This window comes from Pseudoalteromonas sp. PPB1, from assembly GCF_015356275.1.
In the GTDB taxonomy this organism is placed as follows: Bacteria; Pseudomonadota; Gammaproteobacteria; order Enterobacterales; family Alteromonadaceae; genus Pseudoalteromonas; species Pseudoalteromonas rubra_D.
Map to the genome: position 1 here is coordinate 176,331 of NZ_JACEQV010000004.1, position 17,237 is coordinate 193,567.

General features: G+C 46.4%; 14 protein-coding genes. 7 read left to right on the forward strand and 7 right to left on the reverse strand.

All coding sequences use genetic code 11. The features are described from left to right. Positions 1–6 precede the first annotated feature (6 nt). From IY568_RS05885 to IY568_RS05900, 4 genes are all read left to right on the forward strand, one after another. Positions 7–4,008 (forward strand): hybrid sensor histidine kinase/response regulator, encoded by a 4,002-nt coding sequence (locus tag IY568_RS05885; RefSeq protein WP_194867024.1) that lies wholly within the window; start codon positions 7–9, stop codon positions 4,006–4,008. Positions 4,009–4,228: 220 nt separating this feature from the next. Continuing rightward, positions 4,229–6,262, forward strand: a complete 2,034-nt coding sequence (locus IY568_RS05890) for an alpha/beta hydrolase family protein (RefSeq protein WP_194867025.1) — start codon at positions 4,229–4,231, stop codon at positions 6,260–6,262. A gap of 50 nt (positions 6,263–6,312) precedes the next feature. Continuing rightward, the gene (locus tag IY568_RS05895) at positions 6,313–7,071 is read left to right on the forward strand and encodes an alpha/beta hydrolase (protein ID WP_194867026.1); all 759 of its coding nucleotides are present in this window, start codon (positions 6,313–6,315) and stop codon (positions 7,069–7,071) included. 76 nt (positions 7,072–7,147) lie between these two features. Continuing rightward, positions 7,148–7,438 carry an energy transducer TonB gene (locus IY568_RS05900; RefSeq protein ID WP_194867027.1) on the forward strand — a complete coding sequence of 97 codons (291 nt, stop codon included), beginning with the start codon at positions 7,148–7,150 and terminating at the stop codon, positions 7,436–7,438. Between the two features lie 441 nt (positions 7,439–7,879). On the opposite strand, the gene IY568_RS05905 is transcribed toward IY568_RS05900, so the two are convergent. Next, entirely contained in the window at positions 7,880–8,233 is a 354-nt protein-coding gene (locus IY568_RS05905) for a MerR family transcriptional regulator (protein WP_125557654.1), read from the reverse strand. 81 nt (positions 8,234–8,314) lie between these two features. On the opposite strand from IY568_RS05905, the gene IY568_RS05910 reads away from it, so the two are divergent. Further along, positions 8,315–9,130, forward strand: a complete 816-nt coding sequence (locus tag IY568_RS05910; RefSeq protein ID WP_194867028.1) for an aminotransferase class IV family protein — start codon at positions 8,315–8,317, stop codon at positions 9,128–9,130. 59 nt (positions 9,131–9,189) lie between these two features. Here the strand turns inward: IY568_RS05910 and IY568_RS05915 are convergent, their stop codons facing one another. From IY568_RS05915 to IY568_RS05930, 4 genes are all read right to left on the reverse strand, one after another. After that, on the reverse strand, positions 9,190–9,792 hold the full coding sequence (locus IY568_RS05915; RefSeq protein WP_194867029.1) for a hypothetical protein: 603 nt from the start codon (positions 9,790–9,792) through the stop codon (positions 9,190–9,192). After that, positions 9,789–10,277 (reverse strand): RNA polymerase sigma factor, encoded by a 489-nt coding sequence (locus tag IY568_RS05920; protein ID WP_194867030.1) that lies wholly within the window; start codon positions 10,275–10,277, stop codon positions 9,789–9,791. The genes IY568_RS05915 and IY568_RS05920 overlap by 4 nt, the downstream gene beginning before the upstream one ends. A gap of 183 nt (positions 10,278–10,460) precedes the next feature. After that, a complete protein-coding gene (locus IY568_RS05925; protein ID WP_194867031.1) occupies positions 10,461–12,623 on the reverse strand; it encodes a S9 family peptidase in 2,163 nt (720 codons plus the stop codon). 290 nt (positions 12,624–12,913) lie between these two features. Further along, positions 12,914–13,786 carry a LysR family transcriptional regulator gene (locus IY568_RS05930; protein WP_194867032.1) on the reverse strand — a complete coding sequence of 291 codons (873 nt, stop codon included), beginning with the start codon at positions 13,784–13,786 and terminating at the stop codon, positions 12,914–12,916. Between the two features lie 101 nt (positions 13,787–13,887). Between IY568_RS05930 and IY568_RS05935 the strand changes: the two genes are divergently transcribed. Beyond that, the gene (locus IY568_RS05935) at positions 13,888–14,241 is read left to right on the forward strand and encodes a DoxX family protein (RefSeq protein ID WP_194867033.1); all 354 of its coding nucleotides are present in this window, start codon (positions 13,888–13,890) and stop codon (positions 14,239–14,241) included. Positions 14,242–14,283: 42 nt separating this feature from the next. Here the strand turns inward: IY568_RS05935 and IY568_RS05940 are convergent, their stop codons facing one another. Continuing rightward, complete coding sequence (locus IY568_RS05940) at positions 14,284–15,273, reverse strand: tetratricopeptide repeat protein (RefSeq protein ID WP_194867034.1); 990 nt, start codon at positions 15,271–15,273, stop codon at positions 14,284–14,286. Between the two features lie 90 nt (positions 15,274–15,363). Further along, the gene (locus IY568_RS05945; protein WP_194867035.1) at positions 15,364–15,819 is read right to left on the reverse strand and encodes a DUF6326 family protein; all 456 of its coding nucleotides are present in this window, start codon (positions 15,817–15,819) and stop codon (positions 15,364–15,366) included. A gap of 209 nt (positions 15,820–16,028) precedes the next feature. Between IY568_RS05945 and IY568_RS25260 the strand changes: the two genes are divergently transcribed. Further along, a complete protein-coding gene (locus tag IY568_RS25260) occupies positions 16,029–17,219 on the forward strand; it encodes a helix-turn-helix domain-containing protein (protein ID WP_194867036.1) in 1,191 nt (396 codons plus the stop codon). Positions 17,220–17,237 lie beyond the last annotated feature (18 nt).

Consider the following 17,237-nt stretch of genomic DNA (forward strand, 5'->3'; position numbering starts at 1 on the left):
AGTAAAATGAAAAGCTTAAGAGCTAGCTTCTTTATCACTTTTTTAATGATGCTGGTTGTGAGTTGTGGGATCGGCTTGATGTCGCATTTTGTCAGGATAGAGGTCAATGCCTTATCACAGAAGCAAGCTCAGTTATTTCAGCTTACGGAACTTGCCCATGAATTGAAACTCAGCTCGGATAACTTAACTAATTTTGCCCGGGCCTATGCAGTAACCGGCGATGAAAAATGGCAACAGTTGTTTCAGTTTGTTTTGCTTGTACGGGATGGCAAAGTGCAAGCGCAAAGCGCCAATACTTTTGATTATTGGGATAATCTCGCATCACCTCATGCCAGCTTGCCAAAGTTAGAGCGGATAGAAGACGGGCATAATATTATCGAGCGCTTCCAACAACTGGGGGCACAAGATTTTGAGCTGTTGCAAATGCAAAATGCCCTGTCCACGTCGAATGGGTTGGTGGGATTAGAAAGACAGGCTTTTAATGCCATTCAGGGGATCTATCGGGATGAGTATGGGAATTGGGTGGAAGGCGGGGAGCCCGATTTAACAAGTGCGCAGAAAATTTTATTCAGTGATACGTTTTTAGCCGAAAAATCAAAAATTATGACCGCAATTGGCGAGGCGCACAGGGCCATTGCAACACGTCTTAATAATGAATTGCAAAGCCATCAAGAAAGCCTCAGCACTGCTTATATGTTCAGAAACATATTTAACCTGATTTTACTCATCAATATCGCATTGTCATTTTATCTGCTGTGGAAATTGTATATTAACCCCGTTGCCTCCATCCAAAAGCAGGTGGTCAAGAATGTGGAGCAAGGTAACTATAATTTTACGCTTGATGAATCCGTAAAAGGGGAGCTGTCGGAACTCTCTATGTCTATGAACAAGCTACTTAATGACTTATCTGAGCAACTTGAGTTTAACACCATTATGAAGGATTTTGGCCTTGCATTGCGAGGCAAGAAAAGTCCGCATGATCTTGGTGAAGAGCTGTTACAGTTTCTGGAGCAGCGGTTATCTGTGCCATTACTTGGCTTATATGTGTTTGAAGATCAGAAAGCACTCAACCGAGTTGCCGGAACAGGCTATAGCAGCAGCTGCGCCACAACATACAGCAATTATGACTCCATTCACTTTCATGTTCTTAGCACTCAAAAGCCCTACTCTATGAAGTTTGAAAAAGAGCAATATGCTATCGAGTTGAACGGACAAAAGCTCTCTATTAGTGAGCTATATTACTTCCCGCTGGTGGTGAGTAACGACAGTATCGGGTTATTGGAATTAGGTAGCCTGGTTGAATTGACGGAGCAGGACTACAAGTGGGTTAAATCGGTTATTAATGATCTGGCGGTGAGTTTGCAATTGACCCAGAATATTGACCTACAGTCTAAAGCAGAAAAGCGCATTGTCGAGCAGCTTGAGTTGAATAAGAAAATTCTCGACGCCATCCCCAGCCCCATGTACTACAAAAATAGCGAAGGCCAATATTTAGGCGTAAATAGCGTTTTTAATCAATATTTTGGGACATTCGATGCCGATGTGTTGGACGCCACGGCTGAGGATATTTTCGATTACGAGATTGCTCAGGTTTTTGAGCAATCCCATCAGGATTTAATCGACAGAGAGTCAAACCACCATTATGAAATAACAATCGAGAATGCAGAAGGCGACCCCAGAAATTTCATTGTGTATGAGGCGTTATTTACCAATGCTGAAAATCGGCTTGCAGGCGTGGTCGGTTTGCTGCTTGACGTGACAGAGCGCAAACAAATGGAGCAAGAATTAAGGCAGGCTAAGGATAAAGCCGATGAAATGAGTACCGCAAAAGGGGAGTTTTTGGCAAATATGAGCCACGAGATCCGAACCCCGATGAATGCCATTATCGGAATGAGCCATTTGGCGCTTAGAACCGATCTTACCCCGCAACAGATGGGCTATATCAATAAAATAGATCAAGCCGCGAAAAGTTTGCTGGGGATCATTAACGATATATTAGATTTTTCCAAAATTGAGTCAGGTAAACTTGAGATTGAACACATCGACTTTTCTTTACAAGAGGTCCTGGACAATGTGGTCAACATCAATGTGATTCGGGTGCAAGAGAAAGGCCTGGAGATGTTGCTAGATATCGCCCCTGATGTGCCAATTAGCCTGGTTGGCGATCCCCTGCGCTTGGGGCAGATCCTGATTAATTTGTGTGGTAACGCCATTAAATTCACTGAGCAGGGTGAAATTACTATTTCGGTGACCGCCGCCGAGCAAATTGAAGACCAGGTAACCTTAAAGTTCTCGGTGAAAGATACGGGCATTGGCATGTCTCGCGAGCAGCAAAATAAGTTGTTTCAGGCCTTTTCGCAGGCAGATGGTTCAATCACACGTAAGTATGGTGGTACTGGGCTTGGTCTGAGTATCTGCAAGAAGCTTGTGGAGCTCATGGGGGGCTCTATTGGTGTTCACAGTGAGCAGGGGAAAGGCTCTGAGTTCTTTTTCACCATAAAGAGTGGCTTACAGTCGGCTAAGCTCACCAATGTAATTTGTCCTGACAGTCAGCTCGCGGGTAAGCAAGCACTGGTTGTCGATGATAATGAAAGTGCACGGGCCATTTTAACTAATTTGCTTAAAGCAATGAAGTTTCAGGTGACATGCTCTGCCAGCGGTTCAGGTGCCGTCGAACTGGCGCAAGCCGGGGGCTACGACATTATTTTTATGGACTGGAAAATGCCGCATATGAGCGGTATTGATGCGATAAAACATATTCGGGCATTAGAGCTGGAAACAGAACCTAAATATGTGCTTGTGACAGCATATGGAACGGATATTGGCATGAACTCAGAGGTGCATGAACTTATTGATTCGGTCATTTTGAAGCCCGTGAATGCGTCTGTGCTGCTCAATTCGATCATGGAGTCTTTTCAGTTGTCGGATCAGAAGGGGGGCAATGAGTCATATAAAAAGATCGACAATACTGCGCTTTTGTTTGAGCAGCAGCATGTACTTTTAGTTGAAGACAACACCACAAATCAGGAAATCGCCAAAGAAATGCTGTCCTCGTTAAACCTCCAGGTGAGTATTGCTGAAAATGGTCAGATTGCGGTCGAAATGATTAAGGCACAAGCGTTTGACATTGTACTGATGGATATACAAATGCCTGTTATGGACGGGTATTCTGCAACAAAGTACATCAGAAAGCTCAGTCAGTTTAATGCATTACCAATTATCGCAATGACAGCAAACGTTATGAAGGAAGATCTTCAAAAGTGTCAATCTGCCGGAATGAATGGCCATATTGGTAAACCAATCAACTTCAATCAAATGGCAGAAACAATACGCTGTCACTTATATAAGCAATCTGAGCCTACTGAACCTGTTGCGCTGCAAACTGAAATGCAGCTGGATAAAGGCAAGGAAGCGAAAAACGATGAGCAAATCGAGATAGCTGGTGTAGACGTTGAACGTGCAATCAAGCGGCTGGGCGGCAATGACAAGGCGTTTTGGAGCATTATTAAGAAATTTGCCAGAAACCAAATTGAGGAAACCATCAATTTGAATCAGGCGCTGGTCATAGGTGATCTGGAACATGCTGAGCGTATTGCTCACTCTTTGAAAGGCGCTAGTGCCAATTTATGCATGGATGACTTATCAAAACGCGCCGCAGAGATTGAAAAAGCGATTGGCAGCGGTGAGCAAGTCGAGTTGGAACAGGTAGAGCATCTGACTGAATTCCTGAGGGGGCTACACAAGCAGCTGAGTGAACTAAATCAGGAAGATACGCCTTTAATTAAGCGAACAAATGTGGTTAGTTTAAAGGTAACGAAAGAGGATTTTATTCAGCTGAAAGCACTGTTGCTCAGTTGTGATACGCAATCAGTTGAACAGGTGCGTGAGCTTGCCGCCAGCCATAAGTTGGACGAGGCGACCAGCAAGCGGTTGATTGATCTGATTGAAGACTTTGAATTTGAGGAGGCTTCCAAGGTGGTTGCCCATTTGTTAGAAAAATCAGCGTAGTGAACCCACAGTGCCCATCAAGGGATACAAACAAAAGCGTATCAAGCTCAACCGATTAACAGCCAGACATTGGTTTGGCTGACTTAAACGACATTCAATATCTGTGTGACTTTATAACACATCGGGTTTTTATTCCGTTTTATCGCGTATTAGATGACATCTGTATTCAGCTGAATAACTATGTGGCCTTTATTAAAATGATAACAATAGGAGGCTGCCCATGCCTTTTGGACTGAAACGTACTTTGCAATGTTCTTTACTGGCGTTTGCAACACTACCCGTATTGGCGCAGGCTAATGCCGGGCTACAGGCTGAAGATATTTTTGAGCTTGAATATGCAAGCGATCCGCAAATATCGCCTAATGGTGAGCAAGTGGTGTACGTACGTAACAGCAACGACGTTATGAAGGATGCCAAAAGACAAAACTTGTGGTTGGTCGATGCAAAAACGGGCGTACAGTCTCCGTTGTTTTCTGACGAAAACCGTTATCATCAGCCGCGCTGGTCGCCCGATGGCAGCAAGGTAGCGTTTTTGAGTGATGTGTCTGGCAGCACTCAGGTGCATGTGCATTACATTGCGCAAAATCGCACCGCTTTGTTGACTCAGTTACAGGCTGGGATCAGTGATTTGACCTGGTCGCCTGATGGTAAATGGCTGGCATTTAGCCAAAAGGTAGAAGAAAAGCCTGCGGTCATCGCCAAAATGCCGGCAAAGCCAAAAGGCGCCAAGTGGTCCGAGTCGGCCATTGTGATTGATAAAGCCTATTATCAGGCGGATGGACGCGGTCTGGTTAAGCCAGGATATCGGCAGATTTTTGTGTTGCCAAGTGAAGGCGGCACGCCCCGTCAGCTGACTTCAGGTAACTATCACCACAGCGGTAAACTGGCCTGGCGCAGCGATTCCGAAGGTATTGTGTTCTCGGCAAATCGTATTGCGGACTGGGAATATAAGCGCTTAGAGGGTGATCTGTTTGAAGTAGATTTTGCTGGTAAGATCACGCAATTGACCAATGCACCGGGTCGTGAGCACTCTCCGAGCTTTTCAGAAAATGGCAAGCAGCTGGCGTTTTTGAGTTCATCGGGCGAGCTGAACCCGTATCGTAATCACAAACTGAACATTATGAACTGGCAAAGCAAAGAATCGCGCATGATTGCGAAAGACTTTGACCGTTCAATCCAAAGCCCAAGCTGGATAGGCAGCGCTAAGCTAGCAATAGCCTACGACGACCACGGTATGCGCAAGCTGGCGACAATCACGACTAAAGGCAAAATTAAAGATCTTACCAATACGCTGTCAGGCACCACGCTGGGCCGTCCTTACCTGAGCGGTCAGTTCAGCGCCAACTTTGATGGTGAGATTGCCTTTACCAAAGGCTCAAGCTCGCGTCCGGCTGATGTCGCAGTGACAACCAGTAAAGGCAAAGTGAAATCGCTGACTGCGCTGAACGAGGACTTACTGGCACACAAAACACTGGGTAAAGTGCACGAAATCACATACAAATCATCGTTTGATGGTGAGCAGATCCAGGGCTGGTACATCACGCCACCAAATTTTGATCCGAATAAGAAGTATCCATTGTTGATGGAGATCCACGGTGGTCCACACCTGGCTTATGGCCCACATTTCTCGGCTGAGTTACAACGCTACGCAGCACAGGGCTATGTGGTGTTTTACGACAACCATCGTGGTAGTAGCTCATATGGTGAGCGTTTTGCCATGCTGCTGAAATACAAGTACAGCTCAAAAGAAGACTTTGCCGATCACAACTCTGGTGTTGACGCCATGATTACCAAGGGCTTTATTGATCAGGATAACCTGTTTATCGCGGGTGGCTCTGCAGGCGGTATCGCCACTGCCTATGCCATTGGCCTGACAGATCGCTTTAATGCTGCTGTGGTTGTTAAGCCAGTGATCAACTGGTTGAGCAAAGTACTGACGGCCGACAGTGGTCTGGTGCAGATCCCCACTCAGTTCCCAGGGATGCCGTGGGAGCATGTTGATCATTACTGGGAGCGCTCGCCGCTGTCTTTGGTAGGCAATGTTACCACGCCAACCATGTTAATGACTGGAGAGGAAGACCTGCGTACGCCAATGGCTGAAACAGAGCAGTTCTATCAGGCACTAAAACATCGTAAAATAGACTCCGTGCTGGTGAAAATTCCGGGTGCACCCCATGGTATCGCCGGGCGTCCTTCGCGGATGATCAGTAAAATAGAACACACGCTTGCGTGGTTCGAAAAGTACAAAAAATAATGGAAAAGCCGCGCAATGCGGCTTTTTTAACAATATAGTTCAGGAGTTTTATGAAGTTTCTAAAAGGATTTGGTGTGGTGGCTGCCTGCTGGTTGAGTACAGCTGCGGCCGACGTTCAACCTGCCAGTGTTTACGATAAAGCCCGTGATAGGGCCATTCCGGTGGAGATCACTTACCCCAAATCTCAGGCACAATGCAGTGAACAAGCCCTTTGCCCGGTGGCGTTCCTCGGAGCAGGCTACGGTATGTCGCATACTGATTACACCTTTTTATCCAAAGTGCTGAATAAACACGGGTATCTGGTGGTCGCAATCGGACACGAATTACCGGGCGATCCGCCGCTTTCTGTCTCTGGTAATTTGTTTGAAACGCGCAGTGAAAACTGGCAGCGTGGTGCAAAAACACTGGCGTTTTTACACGAAGAATTGCAACACAGCATAACCGGATACGATTTTAATAATTTAACTTTGGTTGGCCACTCAAATGGGGGTGATATTTCTGCCTGGCTGGGTAATGAAGGCAAGCCCTATGTTAAACAGATCATTACCTTAGACCATCGCCGTGTGCCATTACCAAAAACTAAGGATATCAAGGTGCTGTCTATACGTGCCAGCGACTTTCCGGCAGACTCGGGCGTGCTGCCCAGCGAAGCGGAGCAAGTCGAGTTTGGCAGCTGCGTGGTGACCATTCCCAAAGCGCGCCATAATGATATCTCCGACTTAGGTCCAGGCTGGTTGAAGGATAAGATCACGCAATTGGTACGATTACACTTTGATGGGAAGCCGTGTTCACAGTTGCAAAAAGCATAGTGGGCTGACAGAAAATATCATGGCAGTGTGCCAGTCGCATTGCCATAGTCACACATAATCATAAGCGCACTTTCATATGAAATACTTATTGACCGCCCTGTTTACCCTTATTTTTATCGGTGGTTGCACGTCAACTCAGCAGGCAGATCCTCAGATTAAAAACGGCTATGTTCGGATGCAATTCGATATTAACGAGCAAGGCAGGCCCGAGAATATTCGCATCATTGAATCGAGCCATAATGGCTTATTTGATCAAGAAGCCATACGCTCACTAAAAAAATGGAAATATAACCCTAAGACAGAGAATGGCACACCCGTTAGGCAGACCAACCAAAAGGTACAGCTGGAATTTGATATTAAAAATTAAGCAGGTAGTTCGTGAACGAATTTATTTCGTTTTGTTCTGCTTATAGGCAATTTGACGCGCGGTTCTTCGTTTAGTGCCTATTCTAGATTTGACTTTCAGCGGGCACAACAAAGCAGCAACTGCGGCCAACAGTGGAATTATCACAAGGCCCAACAAAATCACGTCGACAGACCGTTTAGTAAAAGCGAAGACTGACATGAGTATTATACTCAGGCTCATAGCGCCTGTTATCGTCCATAAAGCGCCTTGGTGAAGATAAAGTAGCGAACCACATAGTTTACAACGGACTTTTGTATCAAAGATAAGAAGCGATTTCTGCAGTGGAGAAATCCCATTTTGGGCACAGTCAGGGCACAGTCAGGGCACTTCATTCAAAAATTCCATTGAGCAAGGTGAGTAATATACTACTTTGATTTAACAACAATGGGTATCGACGCTGACTTACCCTTGCTCAATTTCCTCTAAAAACCGACTGAGTATCGCTTTGCTCTTGGCCAGCTGTACCGTTTTCTCATCAACGGCTTTGATTTCGCTGTGTAACAGGTTTCTGAGCTCGTCACAGGGCTCAAAAATGGGCCTGTCGCCGCGAATACAGGGTAAAAACTGCAAAATGGTATTGAGTGTCATGCCTGCCGCGCTCAGTAACTGAATACGGGTCAGAGTCTGGATATCGTTCTGTGTGTAGTGGCGATAGCCTGAGGGGGAGCGGCTGGGGTGAAGTAAGCCTTGCTCTTCGTAATACCGCAGCATGCGAATGCTGATCCCGGTTTGTTTTGATAATTCGCCGATTTTCATGATGTACTATTGACTCTCACAGTGCTGTCAGGGTTTATAGTACTGGCTTCCAAAAAAGGTTTCAAACCGGGAGTTAATTGTATGAAAGAACAAACCTTTACGGTGCAAACTGTGGTTAACGGCACGCTACTTCAGAGTTCACAGATGAGCCAGCTGGCCTTCTCTGGTTTTGCACATTTTACCGCCATGCAGGTACGAGATGGCATGGTTAAGGGGATGGATCTGCACCTGGACAGGTTACGTCATGCCTCAGTCGAATTGTTTGGCCAGGCACTGTCTGATGAAGAAATTCTGACGTCTGTTCGTACGGCCATCGCTGCGGCGGGGACGGACTTGTCTTTGACGCTGACTCTGTATTCTGCCCATGGCGAGTTCACCCTGGATAGTATGGACACCCAGCCGAGTATTATGGTTCGCACTAGTGCACCCGCGAATGGACCGAGTGGGTCGCTGAAACTGCTGGCTACCGAATACAGCCGGCCGTTACCTCACATTAAACATGTCGGGGAGATCAGTAAAACTTACTACCTCCACAAGGCTGCACAGCAGGGCTATGATGATGCGGTATTCATAGATGATACCGGTTGTCTGAGTGAAGGGACCATCTGGAATCTGGCCTTTTGGGATGGTGAAACGGTGATTTGGCCACAGGCTGCAAAATTACAAGGCACTATGATGAGCATGGTCCAGCGGCAACTAAGGTTACTTAATATCAAACAGCGCACTGAGTCTGTGACATTGGCGAGTTTGCCATCGCTTTGCGGGGCTGTGGTGATGAATTCCTGGACACCAGGTGTCGAAGTGGCGGAAATTTCAGGGCACCGCCTGAAAGAGTCTCAGTCCTTATCTGCGCTTCTTCATCGGGCATATCAGGCAGAGCCCGCTCAGGTAATCTAGTGCGCTGAGCCCCGTTGCGTCAGCAGTTCGGGGCTCGATGATGCATGGTCGTAATGTGCCTATTCGTCGCTCAGTTCATTAAGCTGTTGTTCGACGCGCTCCAGCAAAGGTCCAAACCTCTTCTCGGCGGCGCGTTTATTCCAAAAGTAGATCCCCACCATACCAAGCAGTACGACCAGGTAATACAATTGCATGTGGGTATCGAGTTGAATCACCCCATTGTCATCCATGTTGGCGCCCAGCGTGATCAACATGACACTGACAAAAATGGGCGCTATGTACCACCATACTATACTCTCTAAAAGTTGCTTTTGCTGAGTAAGCCTTTGCTGCTCCTGACGTAAATATGCCCGGATGCTGTCATCTTTGCAGGGGGAAAGGCGGCGAGCTCTAAGCAATTTATAGGGGATGTACAGGCTCGTCAGGGTGGCCAGAATACAGCCTAAAGACTGGACCCAGTTAAAGCTAATTGTGAGGCCATACAGCCAGACAGGAATAAGCAACAATGAAATGGCGATTTCCATAAAATCGCGCATTTTAATATCACGCTGATATTTTTTAGTTTTGACTTTAAGCTCATCGATTTGCAACGCCAGTTTTTTTTCTGAGCTGTTCGTTTCGATTTGCTGTGCAAAGTTGTGTTTTAGATCATCCAGCTTCATGACTCGTCTCCTACAAAGTTTTGTTCAAACTCACGCTTAATGCGCTTTATTCGTGAGCGCACTGCGTTGTCACTTATCCCTAATACCTGTGCAATGTCTTCCGATTTCAGGCCATCCAGATACATCATCAGGACACCAGCATCGATATCACTGAGCTTGTCCATAAACTGATTCAGAATATCGGCCTGACAGCCTGCTTGTTCAGCGTGAGGTTGCTGTTTGCTGTGCCTGGAAACGGATTGTTTAATGTCATTGTGTTTAATTCGGGTTTTGACAAAGGTGTTGGCCGTATTCAGTGCCACCTTATACACCCAGGTGCCGATAGAGGACTGCCCCGAAAAGCTTTCATAGCTGCGCCACAATTGCAGCAGGATTTCCTGATACATATCGTCGCGGTCACTCACTCCGCCATAGCGGTCGGCGATGTATCGGATCCGCCCGTCGTTGTCAGCGAGCATCTGTTTGAATGCGTTTTGTGTGTTCACTATGTCCCTGCTTGTTGTTATTGATGATACTTAGTTAGTCGTCCACAGAAGTGGAATGTGTCACAGCTTGGCAAAAAAGATAAGTGTATCGGGGTAAAAGCAGGAAAAACGCAGGATTGCGGCGGGAGCATGATGATATGCCAAAGCCCCGCAGGAGGGCTTTGGCAGCAATGGAGCACGCAGTTACAGCTTGCCCTCAGCCAGGCCAATGATAAAGCCATAGCTCAGCGCGATATCATGAATGCGCTTAAAGCGACCCGATGCGCCACCGTGACCGGCAGACATATCGGTTTTTAACAACAGCGTGTTATCGTCGGTTTTGTACTCGCGCAGTTTCGCAACCCATTTCGCAGGTTCAAAGTACTGTACCTGAGAGTCATGCAAGCCAGTGGTGACAAGCATGTTCGGGTAGTTTTGTGCACTCACCTGATCATAAGGTGAGTAAGAGCGCATATAGTCAAAATAGACTTTGTCATTCGGGTTACCCCACTCATCGTACTCATTGGTTGTCAGCGGTAATGACTCATCCAGCATGGTGTTGATAACATCGACAAAGGGCACAGCCGAGTGCACACCGTGATACAATTCAGGCTCCTGGTTGATTACCGCGCCCATCAGCAGGCCGCCAGCACTGCCTCCCCGAGCATATAGACGTTTTGGATCGCCGTATCCCGACTCAGTCAGTGCCTTGGTGACGTCGATGAAGTCATTAAAGGTATTCTTCTTATTGAGCTTTTTACCATCTTCATACCAAGGTCTCCCGAGTGCCTGAGAGCCACGAATATGGGCAATGGCATAAACAAAGCCACGATCCAGTAAGCTCAAAGTACTGACTCTGAAGTAAGGGTCACGGGTTGAGCCGTAAGATCCATAACCATACTGTAAGAGTGGGTTAGTACCATCTTTTTTGAATGTTGCCTTTTTATAGACCAGGGTTACCGGCACTTTGGTGCCATCCCTGGCCTCGATAAACAGACGTTCAGAGGCATAATCATTAGCGTTAAAGTCGCCCAGTACTTTAGTTTGCTTGCGCTGGGTTTTTTTCAGAGTAGTCAGGTCAATATCATAAATGGTTTTCGGCGTGGTCAGGCTCTGATAGCTGACCCGGACAAACTGACTATCCAGGGTTCGGTTGCCTGTCATTGACACCATGTAGGCGGGATCTTTAAACGTGAGCGCTTTGTGCTGTTTGGTTTTAAGATCTAACACGTTCAGGGTACCTATCCCTTCAACGCGAGACTGATAAACCAGATGCTGATTAAACAGTTCTACTTCTTCCAGCTTAGCATCGGGGTTGTGCGCAATGATGGTTTTCCATTTCCGCTTGTCAGCCACATCATTTTTGTGGGCTTTCATTAGCTTGAAGTTAACGGCATTGTCATTGGTATAAATAAAGTAGAAGTCGCCCTGTTTGATCAAGCTATATTCATGGCCCTTGGTACGTGGCAAGAGGCGTTGTGGCTGAGCGTTAGGGTTGTTGGCATCAATGACAGACACCCCTTTGGCTTCTGTACTGTCGTGGACAATGTAAATTTCACTGCCTTCTTTGCTTTTTTCCAGGTAGGTATAGTAGGTGTTGTCTTTTTCTTCGTAGACCAATTCATCTTGTGATTGTTCTTGGCCCAGCACGTGACGATAGACCTGATATCCCAGCAAAGTGACGGGGTCTTTTTTAATGTAGTAAAGGCTACGATTGTCGCTTCCCCACTCAATGCTATCCGCAGCACCCTCGAGTTTATCGGTATAAATTTCGCCAGTGTCAAGGTTCTTAATACTGATGGTATAAATGCGACGGCTGAGGGTATCTTCCGCAAATGCCATGAGCTTGCCATCCGGGCTGATGCTAATCGCACCCAGCGCATAATAAGACTGGCCTTCGGCTTGTTTGTTGGCGTTAAAAATCTCAGTGGCATTGCTGCCGTCTGCGCTTTTACTGCGATAGAAGTTGCGGTATTCCTGATCGCCTTTCACTTCACTGAAATAATAGTAGTCGCCACGTTTATAAGGGACGCTGCGATCGTCTTTGGCGATTTTATTTTTAATTTCTTCAAACAGGGTCTCACGCAATGTCTCAATAGGCGCCAGCTTCACGTCTGCGTAGCGGTTTTCCTGCTCAAGGTGAGTAAGCACTTTTTCTGAACTTCTTGAATCATCGCGTAGCCAGTGATAGTTGTCGACCAGCTCATAACCATGGATTTGGGTAACATGGGGCACTTTTTGCGCCACAGGGGGCTGAATTTGCTGCTGCGTTGTTTGGGTGTCTGTGTTGTTATTTGATGTGATCTGGCTGCAGGCGCTGGCCAGTAAAACGGCACCAGCAATGGTGCTGAATTTAATCGTTGTCATGTTTGTCCTTGTTGATTGCAGAGGGAGTGACTTTGCATGGCTCTGAATGAAATTGGGATTCATTGCCTGAATCAATTGTTGTCGAATTGTAGTCTGAATTTTAATAAATGGTCAAAGTGGCTGAGATAAACCGAATAGTTTTGCGATTAGCGGCATAAAATAATGGAAAACTAGTTGAACTTATTACCGAGGCGACTGATGTTCAACTGCTGGGGTGAGCTTGGTTTAAGCTCCTTGGGTGCGCAAAGCGTAGGCGCGCATCACATATCACCCGGGGCAGGACTGTAGGGTTAATAAGCAAAATGCTCCGCGAGGAAGTCAATTAGGGCTCTAAACCTTACTGGCGTAAACTCGGTATTTTTATATAGAGCGTACATAGGCAGGGTATGGCCTTGCCAGTTATCAAATAACGTGACGAGCGTTTTGTCTCTTAGTTGTTGGGTGATCATCCAGTCTGGCATTGCCGCGATACCGAGCCCGGACAAAGCCAACCTGACAATCATCTCGGGACTATCTGAGCGAATATACTCGTTGAGTTTGTAGTGTGTTTTATCAAATAACCAGACATTTGATGGTTTGTTCAGCGAATAGGTGAGGCATTGATGCGCTTTTAATTCGTCAGGAGAGTGTGGCATACCTTGACGTTTCAGATAATCAGGTGATGCAAAATAGCAAACTGAGTGATCCAACAACTTCTTTGCTTTTAATCCGGAGTCCTTCAGGACTGACGCTCTGATGGCTATGTCTACGTCTTCGTTGATCAAATCTACCTGTTGATCGCTGACACTGATGTCTAACGTAACTTTTGGGTAACGACGCATAAATTCAGCAAGTGGCTCAGCCAGGCGCTGTGTTGCGAAGGCACTGGGCGCGGAGAGTTTTATATGGCCATTTACCTGTGCCTGTTCATCGCGGATCTGGTGTTCTACTTCGGCCATAGTATCTAGTAGTGACTGGCTGTAGGTGAGGTAAGCCTTGCCTGCTGAGGTCAGGGCTATGGCGCGGGATGTCCTGTGAAATAAGGCGAAACCAAGATGTTGTTCAAGCCAGGCCACTTTCTTGCTTACAGAACTTTGCGTCATATTGAGAGCGTTTGCGGCATGCGTAAAGCTGCCCTTATGTGCGACTTCGGTAAATAGTCTGATGCAAACGAGTTTGTCCATATTGATTCCAATTTGGAATAGTAACTAGCTTAATAATACGGTTCTTAATGTTGTTTTGGAATGTTTTAATGCATTCACTTTAACTTGTCAGGAACATTTTTATGCTAATACTCGCAGGCTTGCTGGCCACTTTTTTCACTCTTGCCGGTTCTCAAAAGATATTTTCCTGGAGCACACGGGTGTTCACTATACAAAGTGCGTTTTTCAGGCGATATGGGCTTGGCAGAAAGCACATGTATGCGATTGGACTCATTGAGTCGCTTGCTGCTGGGTTGATGGTGTTTGCTATTTTGACTGAGCACGCAGAAAGTTTGCTGCTTGGTGCAGTATTAATACTAATAACCTCAGTAGGGGCGTGCTACTTCCACTTTAGGTATGACACCTTTAAGGATGCCATTCCCGCAATATTAACGGGAACTGGCTCAGGAGTTTTGCTGGCTTTAGGGTTGCTGTGATGTGAGAAAGGGCTTGTTGTAAAGCCCACTGGCAGAGTGCGCTCAGGCCCTGGCTAACTTTTTCAAAGCGGAGCGGGCTTTTTTCTTTAGCTTATCACTCAGCGTTTCAGTTATGACTTCGTTTAATAGCCGCTGCGCGAGTGTGGTTTTCTTTTGTGCCATGGCTATCGAAGCCAACCTGAATTTGACCAGGTTTTTGTCGGGCAGGTCGTAGTGATGGGCTGCCTCATTCAGGTACTGCTGAAGCGCGTTCTGCCCCTCGTCGTAATTGCGCTTCAGTTGCTGACTTAAAGTACCAATTAACACCAGAGACTGATATCGGGCTTTTTCTTGTTTCAGGTTTTTTGCCTGCTTGTTAGCTGCACTTCTGAACTGATTTAGGGCCATTTCAGACTCTTCCTGATCAAGATAGATTTGGCCTAAAGTATAAAAATAGCGGGGGTCGGCGGCAAAGTTTTGCTGCCCAATCTTTATCAGACGAGCGAACTCTTCTTGTTTATCTGACTTAGCGGCCAGGTATAAGCGAGTCAGAAAAGCATCAAAGGGCGAGACTTTTTCCAGTGCCTGAATGTGCGTTAAAGCGGCCTGTTTGTCACCACCAAACATGCTGGGCGCATTGATGTAAAACTTGATCAGCGTACTGCGGTATTCACGATTGTCTGGTGCCAGTTCGACTGCTTTGATGAATGAGGCTTTGAGTTTTTTGATATACCCAGACACGCTAAAAATACTGGCTTGTTCGGCAATTTTAGCGACGACTTCGGCATGTGCAAAATAGAGCTCCGGATTGTTTGGGTGCTGCTCTATGGCTGCTTCTAAGTGTTGCAGTGCCGTTTCGTCCTGATCGCTTCTAAGTGCTATGCGTGCCAGAAGCAGTGGTTTTTGATAATCAGAGGTTTGCTGTTGCGACAAAATGGATTTCGCAAGGCGCAGATTACCTTTGTCGAATTCTGCCTGGCCCAGTTCAACACTGGCTGTGGTTATGTTGCAATAAACAAGCAGAGTAAGGGGAATAAGCAGTTTGCTTTTCATGAGTCTGTTTCCTTCTTAAATGTTCTAAATACAAATGTAATCTGCTGAATCCTTGGGTGCTTATGGTTCAGAGTCCTGTCATCTATCGATTCAACTTTGAGCTGTGCTTAACACTGCCGCTTCAGGTGCTCGCCACCGTATGACCAACCAGGCTATGCTTAAAAGTAGGGTGAGCTGTATGCATGCCAGAAACAGGTAGAAAGGATCCGTTTCAATACCACCCAGTACAAACAGAAAAGTTAACGGGACAGCCACCAGATTACAGAGGCGGTTTAATCGATAGCTGAGATATTGGGACAGGAAAATCATCACGATGGGAATCTCGATGAGTATGGCTGAGACCAGAAGTAACTCTTGGGTGAGTTTAACTGAGCCTGAGTAGCCGCTCATCAGTGTGTCTATTACCCCCGGAGTGATAAAGGCTGAAACAAAGGCCAAAATATCGGCATAAATCATATTCAGCATAACTAACAGCCATAGTGTCGCGATTTTGATGCGAGTGCGGCTATCCTGTGATGCACTGGTGGTTAAAATTGCGTTTGTCATAAGCGATTCCTTAAGTCATATTGAATGTCCCTGCAAGGTTTGCCAAAAGGCATGTGCCCTGTTTTATCCAGGTTAGTATCAGGCTAATCACTTTGCAGGGATACGTCGTCCTGGCGTAAAGGCGCGGACAGTCTTTGTGGAAAGGAAAATTTAAAAGCAGATAAAACAAAATATTATGGATAAATTTATTTTGGTGTCAGGGGAGTTACGTGACTGAATCTATCGTGATGTTGCTGATTGCTATGCTCATTGGGCAAATCGTGTTGAGTGTGCCTGTGCTGCTACTGCCGCGAGCGACACGTGTTTATCGTCTGCCTCTGGTGCTTTTTCTTTGTGCCAGTGGGGTGCTTGCGCTCAATGCAATCGTGCCGGTTCTATTACCCGGCTGGTATCAGGTATATACCGTTTTGGGTTTTCCCATGCTCTTCGTGTTGTGTCCGGCGCTGCGCTTGTATATTGAAGGGATTACCACACATAAACGATGGATACTTAACAGAGCCAAGTTAAGCAAATTTGTTTTGTTATGGCCTGCCGTGCTGATTTCCGGCGCGGTTGCGCTATTGCCTGCACAGCATCACAGGGGAATGTTCGTGACAGATGATATGCCTGCGGGTCCTTATGTTGTGGTGTTGGCCTGTGCGATGCTGGTTTTGATGTGTTTTTGGTTGCTTGAGTGCGGGTTTACGCTACTGGTGGTCATCAGGCGTCTGGCCAGATTCAATGCGCAGCTAAAAGAAAGTTACTCTAATCTGGACAGCCCCAAGCTCACTGTTATCAGAAAGCTCATTTTTATCGCCGTTTGTATTTGGATTTTTGTGCTGGTGTCAGTCTTCTTATCTAGTCTGCTAGAACACGCATTACTGTCGCGCAGCGCCGAAGTGTTTGTTGCATTGGTGCTTATCTGGAGCGTAACCTTTTTTGCAATGCAGCAAACAACGCCGTTGCTTCAACCACAGCCCGCTAGCATGGTTGAACGCACTGATGCTCCGACTCTGTCGCCCAGTGAAGATACAGGGAGCAAGTATCATAAATCAGCACTGGATGAGTGTCAGTCAGCCCGGATAGTTGAAAAAATTACGCAGGCTATGCAAAACAGTAAACTCTATCTGGATGCCGATCTGACTCTGCAAAAGCTATCACAGGCAAGTGGGATATCACCTAATTACCTGTCACAGGCTTTAAATGAAACCCTGAAAATGAACTTCTTTGATTTTGTCAATCACTGGCGTATCAAGGCTTCGAAATCCCGCCTGTTGAGCAGCGATGAATCGGTGTTGAATATTGCTCTTGAGGTGGGGTTTAATGCGCGTTCTTCGTTTTACAAAGCATTTAAGAAAGAAACAGGTATGACACCAGGCCAGTTCAGGCGTGAACATGCAAACCCACCAACATGCGAGTAGCGCAGTGATGCAGGCAAC

What these genes read in the sequence shown, in the direction of transcription:
- IY568_RS05885 (WP_194867024.1), top strand. Translation starts at nt 7, where the DNA reads ATGAAAAGCTTAAGAGCTAGCTTCTTTATCACTTTTTTAATGATGCTG.
- IY568_RS05890 (WP_194867025.1), top strand. Translation starts at nt 4,229, where the DNA reads ATGCCTTTTGGACTGAAACGTACTTTGCAATGTTCTTTACTGGCGTTT.
- IY568_RS05895 (WP_194867026.1), top strand. Translation starts at nt 6,313, where the DNA reads ATGAAGTTTCTAAAAGGATTTGGTGTGGTGGCTGCCTGCTGGTTGAGT.
- IY568_RS05900 (WP_194867027.1), top strand. Translation starts at nt 7,148, where the DNA reads ATGAAATACTTATTGACCGCCCTGTTTACCCTTATTTTTATCGGTGGT.
- IY568_RS05905 (WP_125557654.1), bottom strand. Translation starts at nt 8,233, where the DNA reads ATGAAAATCGGCGAATTATCAAAACAAACCGGGATCAGCATTCGCATG.
- IY568_RS05910 (WP_194867028.1), top strand. Translation starts at nt 8,315, where the DNA reads ATGAAAGAACAAACCTTTACGGTGCAAACTGTGGTTAACGGCACGCTA.
- IY568_RS05915 (WP_194867029.1), bottom strand. Translation starts at nt 9,792, where the DNA reads ATGAAGCTGGATGATCTAAAACACAACTTTGCACAGCAAATCGAAACG.
- IY568_RS05925 (WP_194867031.1), bottom strand. Translation starts at nt 12,623, where the DNA reads ATGACAACGATTAAATTCAGCACCATTGCTGGTGCCGTTTTACTGGCC.
- IY568_RS05930 (WP_194867032.1), bottom strand. Translation starts at nt 13,786, where the DNA reads ATGGACAAACTCGTTTGCATCAGACTATTTACCGAAGTCGCACATAAG.
- IY568_RS05935 (WP_194867033.1), top strand. Translation starts at nt 13,888, where the DNA reads ATGCTAATACTCGCAGGCTTGCTGGCCACTTTTTTCACTCTTGCCGGT.
- IY568_RS05940 (WP_194867034.1), bottom strand. Translation starts at nt 15,273, where the DNA reads ATGAAAAGCAAACTGCTTATTCCCCTTACTCTGCTTGTTTATTGCAAC.
- IY568_RS05945 (WP_194867035.1), bottom strand. Translation starts at nt 15,819, where the DNA reads ATGACAAACGCAATTTTAACCACCAGTGCATCACAGGATAGCCGCACT.